At 67.3% G+C, this 16104-nt stretch carries 16 protein-coding genes and 1 tRNA gene; 12 read left to right on the top strand and 5 right to left on the bottom strand.

What is annotated here, in order from left to right; all coding sequences use genetic code 11:
- Positions 1-532: 532 nt before the first annotated feature.
- The 4 genes from B3K53_RS05245 to B3K53_RS05230 all read right to left on the bottom strand — a co-directional run bounded on the left by B3K53_RS05245 (position 533) and on the right by B3K53_RS05230 (position 3387).
- Positions 533-607: transfer RNA gene (locus B3K53_RS05245), tRNA-Val, on the bottom strand.
- A gap of 86 nt (positions 608-693) precedes the next feature.
- Positions 694-1983, bottom strand: a complete 1290-nt coding sequence (locus tag B3K53_RS05240; RefSeq protein WP_292083048.1) for a dicarboxylate/amino acid:cation symporter — start codon at positions 1981-1983, stop codon at positions 694-696.
- Positions 1984-2140: 157 nt separating this feature from the next.
- A complete protein-coding gene (locus B3K53_RS05235; RefSeq protein ID WP_292083047.1) occupies positions 2141-2548 on the bottom strand; it encodes a hypothetical protein in 408 nt (135 codons plus the stop codon).
- A gap of 152 nt (positions 2549-2700) precedes the next feature.
- Entirely contained in the window at positions 2701-3387 is a 687-nt protein-coding gene (locus tag B3K53_RS05230) for an HAD-IA family hydrolase (protein WP_292083045.1), read from the bottom strand.
- 73 nt (positions 3388-3460) lie between these two features.
- Here B3K53_RS05230 and glmU point away from each other — a divergent pair, with 73 nt between their 5' ends.
- The 9 genes from glmU to B3K53_RS05185 all read left to right on the top strand — a co-directional run bounded on the left by glmU (position 3461) and on the right by B3K53_RS05185 (position 12725).
- Complete coding sequence (gene glmU, locus B3K53_RS05225) at positions 3461-4816, top strand: bifunctional UDP-N-acetylglucosamine diphosphorylase/glucosamine-1-phosphate N-acetyltransferase GlmU (protein ID WP_292083044.1); 1356 nt, start codon at positions 3461-3463, stop codon at positions 4814-4816.
- Positions 4813-5496, top strand: coding sequence for a ribose-5-phosphate isomerase RpiA (gene rpiA, locus B3K53_RS05220; protein ID WP_292083043.1), 684 nt, complete (start codon positions 4813-4815; stop codon positions 5494-5496). Before glmU ends, rpiA begins: the two co-directional genes overlap by 4 nt.
- Positions 5497-5948: 452 nt before the next feature.
- Positions 5949-7334, top strand: coding sequence for a glutathione-disulfide reductase (gene gor / locus B3K53_RS05215; RefSeq protein WP_292083042.1), 1386 nt, complete (start codon positions 5949-5951; stop codon positions 7332-7334).
- A 77-nt stretch (positions 7335-7411) separates the two neighbouring features.
- On the top strand, positions 7412-8158 hold the full coding sequence (locus B3K53_RS05210) for a class I SAM-dependent methyltransferase (RefSeq protein ID WP_292083041.1): 747 nt from the start codon (positions 7412-7414) through the stop codon (positions 8156-8158).
- A gap of 28 nt (positions 8159-8186) precedes the next feature.
- A complete protein-coding gene (locus B3K53_RS05205) occupies positions 8187-8936 on the top strand; it encodes a class I SAM-dependent methyltransferase (protein ID WP_292083040.1) in 750 nt (249 codons plus the stop codon).
- Positions 8933-9919 carry a 3-hydroxyisobutyrate dehydrogenase gene (gene mmsB, locus B3K53_RS05200; RefSeq protein ID WP_292083374.1) on the top strand — a complete coding sequence of 329 codons (987 nt, stop codon included), beginning with the start codon at positions 8933-8935 and terminating at the stop codon, positions 9917-9919. Before B3K53_RS05205 ends, mmsB begins: the two co-directional genes overlap by 4 nt.
- Before the next feature lie 32 nt (positions 9920-9951).
- Positions 9952-11112: a sialidase family protein gene (locus tag B3K53_RS05195; RefSeq protein WP_292083039.1), complete on the top strand. Its 1161-nt coding sequence runs from the start codon at positions 9952-9954 to the stop codon at positions 11110-11112.
- A 201-nt stretch (positions 11113-11313) separates the two neighbouring features.
- On the top strand, positions 11314-12540 hold the full coding sequence (gene hemA, locus B3K53_RS05190; RefSeq protein WP_292083038.1) for a 5-aminolevulinate synthase: 1227 nt from the start codon (positions 11314-11316) through the stop codon (positions 12538-12540).
- Positions 12537-12725 carry a DUF6898 family protein gene (locus B3K53_RS05185; protein ID WP_292083037.1) on the top strand — a complete coding sequence of 63 codons (189 nt, stop codon included), beginning with the start codon at positions 12537-12539 and terminating at the stop codon, positions 12723-12725. Before hemA ends, B3K53_RS05185 begins: the two co-directional genes overlap by 4 nt.
- Before the next feature lie 9 nt (positions 12726-12734).
- On the opposite strand, the gene B3K53_RS05180 is transcribed toward B3K53_RS05185, so the two are convergent.
- Positions 12735-13469, bottom strand: coding sequence for an IPTL-CTERM sorting domain-containing protein (locus B3K53_RS05180; RefSeq protein ID WP_292083036.1), 735 nt, complete (start codon positions 13467-13469; stop codon positions 12735-12737).
- 178 nt (positions 13470-13647) lie between these two features.
- On the opposite strand from B3K53_RS05180, the gene glyA reads away from it, so the two are divergent.
- From glyA to B3K53_RS05165, 3 genes are read left to right on the top strand one after another with little or no spacing between them, the layout of a single operon-like run.
- Positions 13648-14931 (top strand): serine hydroxymethyltransferase, encoded by a 1284-nt coding sequence (gene glyA / locus B3K53_RS05175; RefSeq protein WP_292083035.1) that lies wholly within the window; start codon positions 13648-13650, stop codon positions 14929-14931.
- Between the two features lie 12 nt (positions 14932-14943).
- Positions 14944-15420 (top strand): transcriptional regulator NrdR, encoded by a 477-nt coding sequence (gene nrdR / locus B3K53_RS05170; RefSeq protein ID WP_292083034.1) that lies wholly within the window; start codon positions 14944-14946, stop codon positions 15418-15420.
- Positions 15420-16052 (top strand): RibD family protein, encoded by a 633-nt coding sequence (locus B3K53_RS05165; RefSeq protein WP_292083033.1) that lies wholly within the window; start codon positions 15420-15422, stop codon positions 16050-16052. The genes nrdR and B3K53_RS05165 overlap by 1 nt, the downstream gene beginning before the upstream one ends.
- Positions 16053-16104: the final 52 nt, after the last annotated feature.

Raw genomic sequence — 16104 nt, 5'->3', positions numbered from 1 at the left:
GCTGGCCGCCGCCTGCAGCAGGGACGCCGACCGGCGGGCGCGGGAAGCGTCCGGGGCGGAAGGGGAGCCTGTGGGGGAAGTGGGGACCTTGACTGATGTTCCTGCTGGACCGGGGACGTCAGGGTCATCCAGCGAGACGGTCAACGGGGCGGTTGCGACCGAGGCGCCGGGCTCTGCTGCGCTTCAAGGGTCGGGGACAACCACGCCGTCCCGAAGCACGACGAATCCGAGTCCGCCCGCTGCGACCAGTTCACCTCCGTCTGCTCCGGAGTGAGTGAAGCGGCCTCGCTGGATGCCTGGGGGCGTCTCGCCGACCGGGCCTACGTCGGTCCTTGCTGAAGCGTTCCGGGCAAGCAACGGCAATGCTGCTATGCTTGTTCGCGGCGAATTCGTGCTTGAAACAGCCTGAAACGCCGTTTTGAGCGAGGTTTCCGGCGCCCCCCTAGCGCCCCCCTAACGAAGTCAAACCTCAGACGCCCCAGGTTCACGGCCAGGAGATGAGTTCTATCTTGTTGTAAGATAAGGGGAAGAATGGTGGACGCGACAGGGATTGAACCTGTGACCCCCTCGGTGTGAACGAGGTGCTCTCCCGCTGAGCTACGCGTCCAGCGCAGTAACGGCCAAATCAGAAAGGCTTGGGCCGTCGGGAGGCGCGATGTAGCCCGCGATTCCGACGACGGCAAGCCTCTTTGATCAAATACCCGCCGCGCGCACGCCTTCGGGCGTTTCCGCCTCGGGATCGCCGGGCAGCCAGGCGACGTGACCGTTGTAGATGTCCTCGTTCAGGATGCCTTCCTCCTTGGCCACCAGAACGGGCACGACCATCTGGCCGGTGACGTTGGTGGCCGTGCGCATCATGTCGATGATCCGGTCGATGGCGACGATGTAGCCGATACCTTCCAGCGGCAGGCCCGCCGTCGACAGGGTCAGGGTCAGCATGACGATGCTGGTGCCGGGCACCCCCGCCGTCCCCAGCGATCCCAGAACCGCCGTCAGGCCGATCAGCACGTATTGCGTCAGTGTCAGGTCGATCTGGAAATACTGGGCGATGAAGATCGAGGCGATGGCCGGATAGATGGCACCGCAGCCGTCCATCTTCACATTGGCGCCCAGGGGCACGGCGAAGGCGGCATAGGCTTGCGGCACGCCCAGACGCTCGACCGTCTGACGCAGGGTGATCGGCAGGGTGCCCAGCGACGAGGAGGTGGCGAAGGCCGTCTGCTGCGCCGCGAAGGCCCCGCGGAAGAAGCTGCGGATTTTCAGCCCGTGCAGCTTCAGCAGGCCCGAATAGACGATCAGGATGTGGAACAGGCAGGCCGCGTAGATGGCGAAGATGAACTTGCCCAGCGGCAGCAGCGCCTCCCAGCCATAGCCGCCGACGACCGAGCCGATCAGGCCGAACACCCCGAACGGCGTCAGCTGGATCACCCAGCGGGTGATGCGGAAGACCAGGGCCGCGCCTTCATCCACCAGTCGCCGCGCCGTCTGCGCCCGGTCGCCCAGCGCCACCAGGGCGGCGCCCATCAGGGCCGAGAAGAAGATGATCTGCAGCACCTTGCCCTCGGCCAGAGAGGCGAAGGGATTGGTCGGCACAACGCCCAGCAGCACCTGCAACGGCGTCGGGATCACGCGTTCCTTGACCTCGCCCAGCGGCAGGTCAGCCAGGCCGACGCCCGGATTGATGATGTGCCCGAAGGCGAAGCCGACCAAGACCGCCAGCAGGGAGGTGATGGCGAACCAGACAATGGTCCGCACCCCCAGCCGCACCGCGCCCACCCCTTCGCCCAGCTTGGCGATCGAACTGGCGATGGTGAACAGCACCAGCGGCGCCACCACCATGCGGATCAGGTTCAGATAGACGTCGCCGATCGGCTGCAACCAGACCACGGCCTGCTCGCGCAGGATCAGGCCGGCGATGATGCCCAGGGCGAAACCAGCAGCGGTGCGCTGCCAAAGCGGGATAGCGAAGAAGCGACGAAACATGACGACCTTTGGGGAGGAGCGGTCGACCTATGTGTTTGGCGCATGGGGGGACGGCAACCGCAACGGGAGCGATTGAGGGTTAGAAGTTCTGGTTGGTCGTTTAGTTTTTCTGCCTCACCCCAACCCGCTCATCCCAGCGGGCGGGGCGGAGTTGCCGCTAAGACAGCCTGATTACGAAGCTGAGTAATTTCATCTGGAATTGCTGGGGCGTCTTTGGCTCATCGCCATCCGCCACGAGAAAATCTGGAAAGCGCTGGTTCAGGTCTGGGCAGGTGATCGAAAGAAACTCGGCGAGCTTCATCGTATCTTGTTCGAGAAATTCCAGACGCCAGTGGTAGAATGCTTCGCTCGTCTGCTCGAGCAAGATTTCGACGGCTTTGGCGGCGTCGGTATTCGAAGCTTCAGCCTTTGCCAGAAATGCGGCTACGGGCGCACCGCTCTTGTAATCCCCAGTCCAGCCCATCAAGGCACAGTCGTCACCGTAGAGCCTCAACTGGGCAATGCCTTGGGCATCGTTGTGCAACTCGATGATTGCGGGCGGCTCTTGAGGGTCGATCTCAATCATACGCGTACGATATCGCCCTACGCAGAAAAGTCACTTGGACACGTCGGCGTTCCACCCTTAAGCGAACTTCAGAGCGTCCGATTCCGGGCCGTGTTCGGTGTCCGGATTCCGGCCTTCGCCGGGGGGAGCGATGGAGGGGCGGGCGAGGGGCCTTAGCCCATCACCTCAGCCAGCGCGTCTTCAAACCCGTCGTAGTGGTCGATCACCACATCCCCGCCCAGCTCTTCACGCGGCACGTCGTTGTAGCCGAAGCCGACGACGATGCAGGCCACGCCCGCATCCTTGGCGGCCTTGGTGTCGGTGGTGCTGTCGCCGACCATGACGCAGCGCGCCGGATCGCCGCCCGCCTTCTGCACCGCTTCATGGATGTGCGCCCCGCTGGGCTTGCGGGCCGAGACCGCGTCCGGCCCGGCGACGAAGGCGAAGTGCCGCGTCAGGTCCAGCGCCTCGATCAGGGCCACCGACAGGTCCGTGCGCTTGTTGGTGGCGACGCACAGGACGGCCCCGCGCGCGGCCAGCCGCTCCAGCGCCGGAACCACGCCGTCGAACGGGCGGCTCTCGTCGGCGATATGGGCCAGATAGTCCTCGATGAAGCGCTCGAACAGGCCGGGCGCATGGGCCTCGTCCCAGGCGGCGCCCGCCTCCATGAAGCCGTGACGCAGCAGGGCCATGGCCCCATGCCCGACCAGATGCCGGGCCGAGGACATGGGCACGGGCGGCAGGTCATATTGCGCAAGCATCCGGTTCAGCGTGCCGATCAGGTCGGGCGCCGAGTCCACCAGGGTCCCGTCCAGGTCGAAGGCGATGGTCCAGCCTTCCAGGTCGCGTTCGATGCTCACTCTTGTCTCCCGGCTCGCGCAGATCCCGGCAATGGGCTAGATCGCGCAGGACGACAAGCCGCCGGATCGATTCATGACCGCACCTCACCCTCGCGCAGCCATTATCCTCGCCGCAGGCCAGGGCACGCGGATGAAGTCGCCGCTGCCCAAGGTGCTGCACCCGGTGGGCCAGCGCGCCATGCTGGATCACGCCATCGACGCCGCTGAGGCTCTCGGCTGCGAGCGCATCGTGGTCGTGGTCGGCAGCCATTCGCCGGAGGTCCGCGCCCACGTCGAGAAGCGCCTGGGCGAGGACGCCATCGCGGTTCAGGACCCGCCGCTGGGCACCGGCCACGCCGTGCGCGCCGCCGAGGCGGTGCTGGGCGACTTCATTGGCCATGTGGTCGTCACCTATGGCGACGTGCCCCTGCTGAAGGCCGCCGACATCGAGCCGGTTTTCGCCGACAGCCATGAAGGCGTCACCGTCATCGGCTTCGAGGCCCGCGACCCCGGCGCCTATGGCCGTCTGATCCTGCAAGGCGACGACCTGCTGGCCATCACCGAGGCCAAGGAGGCGTCCGCAGACGTGCTGGCCGTCACCGCCTGCAACTCCGGCGTCATGGCCGCTCCGGTCGGCCTGCTGTTCGACCTGCTGGCCGAGGTTCGAAACGACAACGCCAAGGGTGAATACTATCTGACCGACGTGGTCGAGCTGGCCCGCAAGCGCGGCGCCGCCACCCGCGCCGTTTTCGCGTCCGAGGACTCCGTCATGGGCGTCAACGCGCAAGGCGAGCTGGCTCAGGCCGAGGCCCTGTTCCAGTCGGCCCAGCGCGCGCACTTCCTGGCGGCGGGCGTGACCATGAGCGCCCCTGACACCGTCCACTTCGCCTGGGACACCCAGGTCGGCGCGGGCACGACCATCGAGCCCTTCGTCGTCTTCGGCCCCGGCGCGGTGGTGGCCGAGGGCGCACGCATCCGCAGTTTCAGCCACATCGAAGGCGCCAGGGTCGCCAGCAAGGCCGAGGTCGGCCCCTATGCTCGCCTGCGCCCCGGCGCGGACCTGGGCGAGGGCGTCAAGATCGGCAACTTCGTCGAGGTCAAGAACGTCCGCATGGACGCGGGCGCCAAGGCCAACCACCTGGCCTACCTCGGCGACGGCCATGTGGGGGCCAAGGCCAACATCGGCGCCGGCACGATCTTCTGTAACTACGACGGCTTCTTCAAACACCGCACCACGGTGGGCGAGGGGGCCTTCGTCGGCTCCAACAGCGCCCTGGTCGCCCCCGTGACCATCGGCGCCGGCGCCATGGTCGGCTCCGGCTCGGTGGTGACGAAGGATGTCGCGCCCGGTGATCTGGCCCTCGGCCGGGCTGAACAGACGACGAAGCCGGGCTGGGCCGCCCGCTTCATGGACACGATGCGCGCAAAGAAGGCGGCGAAATCCAAATGAGCGACCTGCAGAAGAAGAACGCCGGCGAAGCCGCCGCCGCCCATGTCGAGGCCGGCATGGTGGTCGGTCTGGGCACCGGCTCCACCGCCGCCTGGTTCGTCAAGGCGCTGGCGGCGCGCAACCTGCCGGACCTGCGCTGCGTGCCGACGTCCGAGCGCACCGCCGATCTGGCGCGCGAACTGGGCCTGACCCTGTCGACGCTGGAGGACACCCCCCGCATCGACCTGACCGTCGACGGCGCCGACGAGATCGGTCCGGGCCTGGCCCTCATCAAGGGCGGCGGCGCGGCCCTGTTGCGTGAGAAGCTGGTCTGGGAGGCCTCCGCCCGCTGCATCTGCATCGCCGACGCGGCCAAGGTGGTGCCGGTGCTGGGGACCTTCCCCCTGCCGATCGAGGTCGTCGCCTTCGGTCACAAGACGACCGCCAACCGCATCGCAGACGTCCTGGCCGACCATGACATCCCCATGCCCGCTCGCGTGCGTCAGGCCGATCGCGGCCTGATCCGCACCGACGGCGGCAATCTGATCTACGACGCCGCCTGCAAGGTCATCGCCGACCCGGCCCGCCTCGCCGCCGACCTCAAGAGCCTGACCGGCGTGGTCGAACACGGCCTCTTCCTCGACCTGACCGACCTGGCCATCATCGGCACGGACGCCGGGGTTGAGACGCTCAATCCCTAAGCCCTCCGTCATCCCAGCCGAAGCCTCGCTGCGCGAGGCGCAGAGCCGGGACCGCCCAAGACGCCGCCGTCGGCATTTCCTGCGGTCCCGGATAGCGGCTGCGCCGCTTCCGGGATGACGAACCGGAGTAAGCCTTACCCTCCCTTCCGTCATCCTCCGGCAAGCCGCGCAGCGGCGCAGACCGGGGGACCCAGCGGCGCCGCAGGCGATCTTCACGGCAAGCGCGGCGTGCGGGTTTTCGCCCTTCGGGCGCCGTTGGCTCCCCCGGTCTCGCTGCGCTCGCCGGAGGATGACGGAAGGGGGATGCGGCAAACGGGCGTGCTTGATCCTCCCGTCTTGCCCCCTCGCGCCCCGGCGCCTAAGTCGGGTCAGCGATGCGGTTCAGCCGCACGGATTTCAGACGATTCAGACGAATTGGACTCTGTTTTTCGAGTCCATTCCCGGAGCCCCCGATGACCACGACCTACGACTACGACCTCTTCGTCATCGGCGCCGGTTCGGGCGGGGTGCGCGCGGCGCGCCTGACCGCTCTGGGCGGCAAGAAGGTGGCCGTGGCCGAGGAGTATCGCGTCGGCGGCACCTGCGTCATCCGCGGCTGCGTGCCCAAGAAGTTCATGGTCATGGCGTCGGAAGTCAGCCACGCGCTGGAGATCGCCGAGGGCTACGGCTGGTCCTTCGACAGCGCCAAGTTCGACTGGCCGACCTTCCTGCAGGCCAAGGATGTCGAGATCACCCGCCTTTCGGGCATTTACGCCGCCAACCTGGGCAAGGCGGGCGTCGATCTGGTCCACGGCCGCGCCGTGATGAAGGACGCACACACGGTCGAAATCGTCGGCAAGAACCAGACCTTCACCGCCGAAAAGATCCTGATCGCCACCGGCGGGCGCCCGTGGAAGCCCGAGGACCTGCCGGGCGTCGAGCACGCCATCACGTCCGAAGAAGCCTTCCACCTGCCGGAACTGCCCAAGCGCATCCTGATCGCGGGCGGCGGCTATATCGCCGTCGAGTTCGCGGGCATCTTCGCCGGCCTCGGCGTCGAGACGACCCTGATCTATCGCGGCCCCAACATCCTGCGCGGCTTCGACGACGATGTGCGCGCCCATCTGGCGGGCGAGATCGAGAAGCGCGGCATCAAGGTCATCCTGGGCTGCCAGCACACCTCGATCGAGAAGACCGAAAGCGGTCTGGTCAGCCACCTCGGCAACGGCATGAAGCTGGAGCATGACGCGATCATGTTCGCCACCGGCCGCGTCCCCTACGTCAAGGGACTGGGCCTAGAGAACGCGGGCGTCGAGCTGAACGACGAGGGGGCTATCGCCGTCGATCCCTTCTCCAAGACCTCGGTCGACAACATCTGGGCCATCGGCGATGTGACCGACCGGATGAACCTGACCCCCGTCGCCATCCGCGAGGCCGTCGCCTTCCACGAGACGGTCTTCAAGAACAATCCGCAGCACTTCGACTATGAAGCCGTCGCCACCGCCGTCTTCAGCCAGCCGCCGGTCGGCGTCGTCGGTTTGACCGAGCATGAGGCGCGCCGCGCCTGCACGAAAGGCGTCGATGTCTATGTGACCCGCTTCCGCCCGATGAAGTACGCCTTCACCGGCTCGGACGAGCGGGTGCTGATGAAGCTGGTGGTCGACGCCGACAGCCAGCGCGTTGTCGGCGTCCACATCGTCGGCCCGGAAAGCCCGGAGATGATCCAGTTGGCCGCCATCGCGGTGAAGGCCGGCCTGACCAAGGCCCAGTGGGACGCCACCTGCGCCGTCCACCCGACCATGGCCGAGGAACTGGTGACTCTGAAGGAGAAGCAGTCGCCCACCTCGATGGCGGGCTGATCCCTGCTGTCCGGAGCCGCTTGCCAGCGGCTCCGGACGCGCGCCTTATGCGGCCCAGCTTTCCCGGAGGTCGCCCCATGAAGTCCCGTCTGCTCGCCGCCGCCCTGTCGGCCCTGCTGGTCGCCGCCGCTTCGCCGGTTCTGGCTCAGAACGCGCCGCCCGTCGCCTATCAGAGCGCCGTCGCCGATCCGCTGCGCCCCGCCGACGAGGTCGCGCGCGATCCTCTGCGTCATCCCGCCGAGATCCTGGCCTTCGCCCAGGTGCAGCCGGGTCAGAAGATCGCCGACATCCGGCCCGGCGCGGGCTATTTCAGCCGTCTGTTCGCGCGAGTGGTGGGCGAGGGCGGTCACGTCTACGCCTTCGTGCCCAACCGCACCGCCGAGCGCGAGAACCCTCGCGCCGACGCCCTGGTCGCCGCCTATCCCAACATCAGCCGCGTCAACGGCGACCTGGACGCCATGGCCTTCGATCAGCCCCTGGACGTGGTCTTCATGAGCCAGGAATACCATGACTTCCACATCCCCCGCTTCGGCGTGGACGTGGCCAAGATGAACGCCGACATCTTCAAGGCGCTGAAACCCGGCGGCCTTTTCGTGGTCATTGATCATCAGGCCGCGCCCGGCGCCGGCAATACTGTCGTCGAGACCCTGCACCGCATCGAGGGCGCGCAACTGCGCAAGGAAGTGGAAGCCGCCGGCTTCGTCTTCGACGGCGAGACCTCGGCCGTCGCCAACCCCGCCGACGACCATACCTTGAACGTCTTTGACGAGGCCATTCGCGGCAAGACCGACCAATTCGTCTATCGCTTCAGAAAGCCGGGCTGAACCGGCTGAAATCACAGGAGGAGTTGCCGTGCGTCCCTTCCTTTCTGTCATCATCGCCGCCGCTCTGGCGACGACCGCTCCGGTCGTCTCGGCCCAGACGGCGCCCGTCGCCTATGAAGCCGCCCTGGCGAGCCCGATCCGCACGACCGAGGACCGGGGCCGCGACACGGCCCGCCACGCCGCCGACACCCTGGCTTTCGCCGAGGTGAAGCCGGGTCAGAAGATCGGCGACATGATCATCGGCGGCGGCTATTTCACCCGCCTGTTCGCGGCCGCCGTCGGTCCCGACGGCCACGTCACGGCCTGGCAACCCGCCGAGTTCATCGGCTTTCAGGCCAGCTATGGCGAGGCCCTGGCCGCCGCCGCCGCGCTCGACAACGCCGACGCCATCAGCTCGCCCATCGGCGCCCCGGAATGGCCCGAGGGCCTGGATCTGATCTTCACCGCCCAGAACTATCACGACCTGCACCTCAAGCCCTTCGCCACGGACACGGCGGCCAAGGTCAATGCGGCGGCGTATCGGGCGCTGAAACCCGGCGGTCTCTATGTCGTCATCGACCATGACGCGGCGACGGGCGCAGGGCCGGATGCGCCGGACAGCCTGCATCGCATTGACGTGGATCAGGTCAAGCGCGAGGTCGAGGCGGCGGGCTTCGTGCTGGACGGCTCCAGTGATCTTCTCGCCCGTGCCGACGACCCGCGCACGGCCAACGTCTTCGACCCGTCCATTCGCGGCAAGACCAGCCAGTTCATGCTGCGGTTCAGAAAACCGGGCTGAACCGAAACTGTCGAACAGATGACTGGCGAAGCGGGGCAGGGGGCGCTAACCCTGCCCCAAAATCCATAAGGGAAACGCCTCAGATGACTCGCATCGCCTTCATCGGTCTCGGCAACATGGGCGGCGGCATGGCCGCCAATCAGGCCAAGGCCGGGCATGACGTCGCCGCCTTCGACCTGTCGCCCGCCGCGCTGGAACGCGCCGCCGAGGCCGGGTGCCGCACCGTCGCCTCGGTGGCCGAGGCGGTCAAGGACGCCGAGGTGGTCATCACCATGCTGCCCGCCGGGCCGCACGTGCTCAGCGTCTATTCGGAGCAGATCATCGGCGTGGCCCCGGCCAGCGCCCTGCTGCTGGACTGCTCGACCATCGACGTCGAGACGGCCCGCAAGGTCGCAGGACTCGCCCGGGAGGCGGGCTACGCCTTCGCCGACGCCCCCGTCTCGGGCGGCACCGCCGCCGCCGACGCCGGCACCCTGGCCTTCATGGTCGGCTGCGACGAGGCCGACTTCGCCCGCGTCGAACCGGCGCTGGCCCCCATGAGCCGCATCACCATCCGCGCGGGCGACCACGGCGCAGGGCAGGCCGCCAAGATCTGCAACAACATGCTGCTGGGCATCTCCATGGTCGGCACCTGCGAAGCCATCGCCCTGGCCGAGAAGCTGGGTCTGGAGCCGGAACGCTTCTTCGAGATCGCGTCCAAGTCCTCGGGGCAGTGCTGGTCGGTCAGCAACTACTATCCCTGGGCCGGTCCGGTCCCGACCGCCCCCTCGAACCGCGACTACGAAGGCGGCTTCGCCACCGCCATGATGCTGAAGGACCTGAAACTGGCCCAGGACGCCGCCGCCAAGGCGGGCGCCACCACCCCGCTGGGCGCCCAGGCCGAGGCCCTCTACGCCCTGTTCAACGGCCTCGGTTACGGCGGAAAGGACTTCTCGGCCATGGTCCAGATGCTGCGCGGACGGCTGGATACGCTGGCTCAATGAGGGGGCGAGGGGGGCTTGCATTACTGGTCGGTTTGGCGGCGGTCGGCCTGATCGCCGCCGCGCCGGCCGATCCGCCTTACGGCGTCGCACCTGGTCTGTTTCAGGCCGGGGCGCCTGATCTGGGACTGGAGCCCGCGCCGGGCACGCAGACCTTCACCGTCTTCGCGCCCGGCGATGCCACCGATCGGTTCAGCAACGGCGTGGTGTTGATGCCCTTCAAGGGGCGCCTCTACGCCCAGTGGCAGAGCTCGGCGCGCGACGAGGACGCCCCCGACACCTGGGTCGCCTATAGCGTCAGCGACGACGGCGAGACCTGGCGCGCTCCCGTCGCCCTGGCCCATGCGGGCGAGGGCGGGCTGATGCGCTCCAGCGGCGGCTGGTGGACGGACGGTCAGACCCTGGTCGCCTACGTCAACGTCTGGCCCGACGGGTTTCAGTCCGGGGCGGGCGGCTATGCCGAGTACCGCCTCAGCCGCGACGGCGAGACCTGGAGCGAACCGCGCCGCGTCATGGGCGCCGACGGCCGCCCGGTCGAGGGCGTGATCGAGCAGGACCCGCATCTGATCGACGGGCGCCTGATGACGGGCTTCCACATGCGCCCCGGCATGATCGCCAAGCCCTTCTTCACCGACGATCCTCTGGGCCTGACGGGCTGGACAGAGGGGCGGATGCAGAACCTGCCGCGCGACGCCAGCGGCGCGGCGGCCGAGCATGAGAAGCGCCTCAGCCGCGAGATCGAGCCCAGCCTGTTCCAGCGCGGCGACTGCGCCGTCATGGTCTTCCGCGACGAGGAGTTGAGCTTCCGCCAGATCGCGTCCGAAAGCTGCGACCGGGGCGTCACCTGGACCACGCCGGTCCTGACCGACATGCCCGACGCCCGCGCCAAGCAGAGCGCAGGCAACCTGCCCGACGGAACCGCCTATCTGGTCAATGCGCCCAATACGGATCGTCCGCGTATGCCGCTGGCCGTGACCCTAGGCGACGACGGGCGCGTCTTCGACCGCAGCTTCCTGTTGCGCGGGGCAGGGGATCTGCAGCCGCTTCGCTACGAGGGCCAGTACAAGCGTCCCGGCTATCACTATCCCAAGAGCGTCGTCTGGAATGGCGCGCTCTACGTCGGCTACGCGACCAACAAGGAGGACGTGCAGGTCACGCGGGTTCCTCTGGCGGCGCTGGCGCCGGCAGAGGACTGATCGCTCAAGGCTTGCTCGCGGGCGACCAAACAGCCCGCGTCGGGTCGGGAGGTCCCGTAGGGCCGACGAGCGCGGGCGACTAAAGTGAGAACCGTTATCAATTAAGGGGTTGAGACGTTTTGTCCGGCTCTGAACATGGACAAGGCTGGTCGACGAGCGCAATTAGGCGCACAAAGCTGTATAAGCGAAAGAACTACCGTCTTGTTCGACTATAAAGCCGCCTTTCAGAACTCGGTGGAGCAGGTCCGCAGCGAAGGGCGCTATCGCGTTTTCGCCGACCTGAAGCGCGTGCGCGGCCAGTTCCCGCAGGCGGTGCGCCGCCGCGAGGACGGCTCCCAACAGGACGTCGTGGTCTGGTGCTCCAACGACTATCTGGGCATGGGCCAGCATCCGGTGGTGGTCGAGGCCATGACGGCCGAGATCGACCAGACCGGCGCCGGCGCCGGCGGCACGCGAAACATTTCCGGCACCACCCGCTCGGCGGTCGATCTGGAAGTCGAGCTGGCCAGCTGGCACCAGAAGGAAGCGGCCCTGCTGTTCACCTCGGGCTATGTGGCCAATGAGGCGACGCTGTCGACCCTGCAGAAGATCCTGCCGGGCCTGATCATCTTCTCCGACGCCCTGAACCACGCCTCGATGATCGAGGGCATCCGCCACGGCGGCGGTCCGCGCCACATCTTCCGCCACAACGACCTGGAGCACCTCGAGGAACTTCTGGCCGCAGCGCCCGTCGATGCGCCCAAGCTGGTCGCCTTCGAGAGCGTCTATTCGATGGACGGCGACATCGCCGACATCGCCGGGACCATCGCCCTGGCGAAAAAATACGGCGCCATGACCTATCTGGACGAGGTCCACGCGGTCGGCCTCTACGGCGAAACCGGCGCGGGCGTGGCCGAGCGTGAGGGCGTCCTGGACGGCATCGACATCGTCGAATGCACCCTGGGCAAGGCCATCGGCGTCATGGGCGGCTATATCGCCGCCGACGCGGTGATCGTGGACGCGGTGCGCAGCTGGGCCTCAGGCTTCATCTTCACCACCAGCCTGCCGCCCGCCCTGACGGCCGGCGCCCTGGCCTCGGTCCGCCACCTCAAGGCCCACCCGGAACTGCGCATCGCCCATCAGGAGCGCGCCGAGACCCTGAAGCGCCGTCTGCTGGAGGCCGGCATCCCGGTCCTGCCCAGCGTCAGCCACATCGTCCCGGTCCATGTCGGCAATCCGGTCCACTGCAAGCTGATCTCGGACATGCTGCTGGAAGAGCACGGCATCTACGTCCAGCCGATCAACTATCCGACCGTGCCCAAGGGCACCGAGCGCTTGCGCTTCACCCCGTCGCCCAACCATGACGACGGCATGATCGACAAGCTGGTCGATGCGATGGACAGGCTGTTCTCGCACTGCAACGTGGCGCGTCGTCCGGTCGCTGCATGACGACCGATCCCGAACTGGGCGAAGTCATCGTCGAGTTCGTCCGCAACGGCACCTATGTGAAATGCTCGGCCGTCCACACGGCCACGGGCGTTGAGGTGTCCGCCATGGGCCCGGCGCTGGAGCCGCGCGCGGTCGAGCGGGTCGCCATCGCCAAGCTGAAACGCGCCCTGGCGACCCGTCGCTAGTCCTCTGCGTCAGGCCGTTTGGCGACGCCGTTGCAGCTGAAGTGCGGCTCCACCCGCCAGCAGAACCCCCAGCAGGATCATCGCCCATTCCGACAGGGTCGGCACCGCCGCAGGCGGGGGCGGAGGGGTCAGCGAGATCGTCACCGCTGAGGACGCCGCCTGCGACGCGCCCTGGGGAGCGTTTGACGTCGCGTTAATGCACCCCAGCCCGTAGGTGTTGCCGCCTGTGTTGTCGCCTCGGATCATGCACAGGCTGTTGCTTTGCACGAAGGCGTAGCTGCCGCCCGGCGTATTGGCGAGGTAGATGGACGTCACGTAGGACTTGGGGTCGGCTGCGTTGGCCTGAGCCACGGGCAGCCCGTGCATCTTGTCAAACTTGAACTCGAAGTAGGTCAGGTTGCCGCTGGCGTCGGTCGAGACCTGAGCGGTTTGTGCAACGATGCTCCAGTTCAAGAAGTCGGTCTGGAAGGTGTTCTGCCCGTCGCTGAGGTTCAGGTCGCCCAGGCGAACGTCGATGACCTCATCGACCATGTTCGGCGTGAGGGCGCCGAAGATCGTGAAGGAGCCCGAGACGCGTTGCGACGTGGTGAACGTGGCGGTGCAGCCGCCCAAAGGGCAGGCTGTGTAGTTGCTCACGCTGTCGTATGGCGCGCTCTGGACATAGTAGGTGACCGCCTGCGCGGCGACTTGAGGCGCCGACATCAGGCAGGCTGCCGCGGCCAGGCCGCCAAGCAAGGATTTCATGGGCGCTCCCCCGAAGATTTTACAAAGCTTGGCTTTGCACTAGCATTGTTACGGCAATATTCGAACCTTGTTGTGCGTGTGGGCGGATCGGTCGCGGGGCCACCAGATGTTGTGGTGTCCGGCGGCGCGGCCTAGATAGGGGCGCCGTTTCCGCCCTCAGCCCTCGGGATGCCCGCCAGTGACCGCCTTCACCCACGACTCGTACTTCTCCAAGAGCCTCGCCGACGCTGATCCGGCGATCTTCAAGGGCATCCAGGGCGAGCTTGGCCGCCAGAAGGAGCAGATCGAGCTGATCGCTTCGGAAAACATCGTCTCGCAGGCGGTGCTGGACGCTCAGGGTTCGGTCCTGACCAACAAGTACGCCGAGGGCTATCCGGGCCGTCGCTACTACGGCGGCTGCGAGTTCGTGGACGTCACCGAAGACCTGGCCCGCGAGCGCGCCAAGGAGCTGTTCGGCGCCGCCTTCGCCAACGTCCAGCCCCACTCGGGCGCCCAGGCAAACCAGGCCGTCTTCTTCACCCTGCTGCAGCCCGGCGACACCTTCCTGGGCATGGACCTGGCCTGCGGCGGTCACCTGACCCACGGTTCGCCCGCCAACCAGTCGGGCAAGTGGTTCCGCCCCGTGACCTACAAGGTCCGCGAAGACACCCATCTGATCGACTATGACCACGTCGCCGAAATGGCCCAGAAGGAGAAGCCCAAGCTGATCCTGGCCGGCGCCTCGGCCTATTCGCGTCACATCGACTTCAAGCGCTTCCGCGAGATCGCCGATTCGGTCGGCGCCTATTTGATGGTCGACATGGCCCACTATGCGGGTCTGATCGCCGGCGGCGTCTATCCCGACCCGATCCCGCACGCCCACGTCGTCACCACCACGACGCACAAGACCCTGCGCGGCCCGCGCGGCGGCATGATCCTGTCCAACGACGCGGACCTGGGCAAGAAGATCAACTCCGCCGTCTTCCCCGGTCTGCAGGGCGGCCCGCTGGAGCACGTCATCGCCGCCAAGGCCGTGGCCTTCGGCGAAGCGCTGAAGCCCGAGTTCAAGGATTACGCCCAACAGGTGGTCAAGAACGCCCAGGCCCTGGCCGGCGTCCTGGTCGAGCGCGGTCTGGCCATCGTCTCGGGCGGCACCGACAGCCACCTGATGCTGGTCGATCTGCGTCCCAAGGGCGTGACCGGCAAGGCCACCGAGCATGAGCTCGAGAAGGCCCTGATGACCTGCAACAAGAACGGCGTGCCTTTCGACACCGCGCCCTTCACCGTCACCTCGGGCGTCCGTCTGGGCACCCCGGCCGGCACCACGCGCGGCTTCGGCGAGGAAGAGTTCAAGCAGATCGGCCACTGGATCGCCGACGTCGTCTCGTCGATGAACGGCGGCGACGAAGCCGATCCGGCCGTCGTCGCGGGCGTCGCCGCCCAGGTGCGCGAACTGACCGCCCGCTTCCCGATCTATCGCTAAGAGGTCGACTGGATGAAGTGCCCCTTCTGCGGAAACGCCGACACCCAGGTCAAGGACAGCCGCCCGTCTGACGACGGCGCGGCCATCCGCCGCCGTCGGTCCTGTCCGCAGTGCAACGGGCGCTTCACCACCTTCGAGCGGGTGCAGCTGCGCGAACTGGTCATCCTGAAACGGAACGGCCGCCGCACCCCCTTCGACCGCGACAAGCTGGAACGCTCGCTGGGCATCGCCCTGCGCAAGCGTCCGGTCCAGCCCGATCAGGTCGAGCTGCTGGTCAGCCGCATCGTGCGCCAGCTGGAAAGCCTGGGCGAGACCGAGATCCCGTCGCACATCGTCGGCGACTTCATTATGAAGGCCCTGAAGTCGGTCGATGAGGTCGCCTACGTCCGCTACGCCTCGGTCTACAAGGATTTCCGCCACACGGGCGACTTCGCCAAATTCCTCGGCGACGAGGGCTTCGACGAGACCAAGCCCGACGACCCGCGGTGATGCGCCCGCGCGTCACCCTGAAGCTGGCGACGACGCTGGACGGCCGCATCGCTACGGCCTCGGGCGAAAGCCAGTGGATCACCGGACCGGAAGCCCGCCAGCAGGGCCACCGCCTGCGCGCCGCCCATGACGCCATCCTGGTCGGCGTCGAGACGGTGCTGGCCGACGACCCGGAACTGACCGTGCGTCTTCCTGACTACGCCGGGACGCATCCGCTGCGCGTCGTCCTCGACAGCCGTCTGCGTACGCCCGGGACGGCCAAGGTCGCCAGCGGAAACACCCTGATCCTGACCACTGCCGCGCCCCACGCCGTCGGCCAGACCGAGGTGGTCGCCGTCGCCGCCGACGACGCTCGCCCCGCCATCGCCGCCGTCCTCGACGCCCTGACCGCGCGCGGCGTCGGCTCTCTGCTGGTCGAGGGCGGAGGCCGCGTCGCCGCCTCCTTCCTGCAGGCGGGCGTGGTGGACGCCATCGAGTGGTTCCGCGCCCCGATCCTGCTGGGCGGGGAGGGCAGGCCCTGCGTCGCCTCGCTGGCGCTTGCAAAGCTGGCCGACGCCCCCAAGTTCCGTCGTCTGGGCGTCGAGCCTGTCGGAAACGACCTGTGGGAACGCTACGCGCGCTTCGACGGCTGATTTCAGACGATTCAGACTATTCAGACTATGTTTTTGGGGTCCGAAGGGACCG

The sequence above is a fragment of the Brevundimonas sp. UBA7506 genome, from assembly GCF_002479495.1.
GTDB lineage: Bacteria > Pseudomonadota > Alphaproteobacteria > Caulobacterales > Caulobacteraceae > Brevundimonas.
The sequence above is the reverse complement of the archived record's forward strand: the minus strand, read 5'-3'. Positions and strand labels throughout refer to the sequence as shown.

Coding starts and splice junctions, on each gene's coding strand:
- rpiA (WP_292083043.1), top strand. CDS start 4,813: ATGAGCGACCTGCAGAAGAAGAACGCCGGCGAAGCCGCCGCCGCCCAT.
- gor (WP_292083042.1), top strand. CDS start 5,949: ATGACCACGACCTACGACTACGACCTCTTCGTCATCGGCGCCGGTTCG.
- glmU (WP_292083044.1), top strand. CDS start 3,461: ATGACCGCACCTCACCCTCGCGCAGCCATTATCCTCGCCGCAGGCCAG.
- nrdR (WP_292083034.1), top strand. CDS start 14,944: ATGAAGTGCCCCTTCTGCGGAAACGCCGACACCCAGGTCAAGGACAGC.
- B3K53_RS05235 (WP_292083047.1), bottom strand. CDS start 2,548: ATGATTGAGATCGACCCTCAAGAGCCGCCCGCAATCATCGAGTTGCAC.
- B3K53_RS05210 (WP_292083041.1), top strand. CDS start 7,412: ATGAAGTCCCGTCTGCTCGCCGCCGCCCTGTCGGCCCTGCTGGTCGCC.
- B3K53_RS05185 (WP_292083037.1), top strand. CDS start 12,537: ATGACGACCGATCCCGAACTGGGCGAAGTCATCGTCGAGTTCGTCCGC.
- B3K53_RS05240 (WP_292083048.1), bottom strand. CDS start 1,983: ATGTTTCGTCGCTTCTTCGCTATCCCGCTTTGGCAGCGCACCGCTGCT.
- B3K53_RS05180 (WP_292083036.1), bottom strand. CDS start 13,469: ATGAAATCCTTGCTTGGCGGCCTGGCCGCGGCAGCCTGCCTGATGTCG.
- B3K53_RS05165 (WP_292083033.1), top strand. CDS start 15,420: ATGCGCCCGCGCGTCACCCTGAAGCTGGCGACGACGCTGGACGGCCGC.